The 1,936-nt window shown below is 61.2% G+C and carries 1 protein-coding gene; it reads right to left on the bottom strand.

What is annotated here, in order from left to right; translation table 11 throughout:
- Nucleotides 1-72: 72 nt before the first annotated feature.
- Nucleotides 73-1,461, bottom strand: a complete 1,389-nt coding sequence (gene ltrA / locus QT230_RS20745; RefSeq protein ID WP_308324059.1) for a group II intron reverse transcriptase/maturase — start codon at nt 1,459-1,461, stop codon at nt 73-75.
- Nucleotides 1,462-1,936: the final 475 nt, after the last annotated feature.

Raw genomic sequence — 1,936 nt, 5'->3', positions numbered from 1 at the left:
ATCGAGTAGGAAGGGGAGTCGCCTCCCCTGTCCTCTCACACCACCGGGCATACGGTTCCGTACCACGGCGGTTCATGAAGAACGCTTGAGCCATCTTACCGCGTCCAGTATCGAGATCAGTCCCTGGTCGTAAAACCACTTTCTCGGCAGGGCTTGATTCATGTGCGAAGCCCCGGCATTCCACCAGGGGCCTCGACCGTTACCCGCCGATTTCCAGGCGCGGTGCCTGTCTATGCCCAGCCCTTTTAACTTCCGGCGTCGAGTCGCTGGGCGTTTCCATTGCCGCCAGATCAGACCGCGTAAGCGGCGGCGTATCCATTGATCCAGTGCTTCCAAGGGGCGCTTCACATCAACAAGACTGAAGTAGTTGGCCCACCCTCGTAGGACTGGCTTCAACCCTTCGATTATCCGTTGCATGTGACGCCCCCTGCCACGCTTCAGGAGCTCACGGACACGCTGCATCATGCGCTTCAGGCTGTTCTTGGCTAGCGTCAGTTTTGACTGCTTGTGCCGAGTAAGACTGTAGCCTAGATAGCCGCGCTTCCATGGCCGATCCACCGCACTTTTGCGGCGATTGACCGTTAGCCGGAGTGAGCTCTCGAGATACTCACTCAAGCTGTCCATGACGCGCTCACCTGCTCGCCGACTTTTGATATACACCTGCACATCATCGGCGTAGCGGCAGAAGCGATGGCCGCGGCGCTCCAGTTCCTTGTCCATGTCGTCCAACAAGATGTTCGCCAGCAGCGGGCTGAGTGGCCCACCTTGGGGCGTCCCCTGCCGTCTCGGCGTGGCCAAGCCGTGCTGGAACATGCCCGCTTCCAGGTAGCGGCGGATCAGACGCAGCACGCGCTTATCGCCAACGCGCCGCGCCACCCGGGCCATCAGCAGGTCGTGGTTCACTCGGTCGAAGAAGGCTTCCAGATCAAGGTCGACCACCCAGCGGTGGCCGGCGGTGACGTGGGCCTTCATGGCCGAGACGGCCTGCTTGGCGCTGCGTTTGGGGCGATAGCCGTAACTCGACTCGGAGAAGGTCGGGTCGTAGATCGGCATCAGCACCTGAAGTAGCGCCTGCTGGATCAGTCGGTCAGTGACCGTCGGAATGCCGAGTTGCCGTACGCCGCCTTTAGGCTTAGGGATCGTGGCCGCTCGGATCGAGCTGGGGTGATACTCATCGGCCAGCAACCGCTCACGCAGCGTTGGCCAGTGTTGTTTCAAGTGGTCAGCCAGTTGATGCACCGTCATGCCATCGACACCCGGTGCGCCTTTGTTGGCGACCACCTTACGGTAAGCTCGCTCCATGTTCTTCGGGTCTACGACCCGTTCCATGAGCGAGGCTGGCTCCGCTTTCGTCCACGATAACGACGCCGGGCTCGTCTCGACGCTCACCGGCCGGGACGCGGGGTACCGCCCCTGCCCCTCTGGGTGAGTGACGGTGTTAGCGTCAGTGTCTGTCTTCATGATCGATCCTCGAGACGTTATCGCCTACTCGCGGTTCTTCATGTTCGGCCCTTGGTGCCGGGGTGAATCGACACTTACTATGGCCTCTGCTGACGTCTGGTGATCCATCCCGTCGCCTCTCGACGGCGGTAGCACCGTGGCAAACCACCAGACCTCCCAGGGTAAGACGCGCGACCTTCCCGCTTATGCCTGTCGGATTTACGTCATGGCGTTCCGTGCAAGTACTGGGCTTTGATGATTATGGCCATCTCACCCCGCCATAGCGCCTCGTATCCGCTTCCTGTTCGTCAGGCCAGCGTTTTGCCTCGGGCTGCCTTCGGATTCTCCCTCGCGGGAGACACCCTTGCCGTCGGCTAGCACTTCCCCTTGCCGGGCGTGCAGGGGACTTTCACCCCCAAGTCATCCTGAGGCACCACCCCCAGGAACAGCGCCAGTCAAGGCGCTGCGCGCCATGCCTGGCGCACCATAAAAAAGG

The organism is Halomonas sp. SpR8 (assembly GCF_031010195.1).
Classification (GTDB): domain Bacteria; phylum Pseudomonadota; class Gammaproteobacteria; order Pseudomonadales; family Halomonadaceae; genus Vreelandella.
This window is presented reverse-complemented; position numbering and strand designations above follow the sequence as displayed.

Excerpts from the sequence above, each read along its gene's own strand:
- ltrA (WP_308324059.1), bottom strand. The coding sequence starts at position 1,461 with ATGAAGACAGACACTGACGCTAACACCGTCACTCACCCAGAGGGGCAG.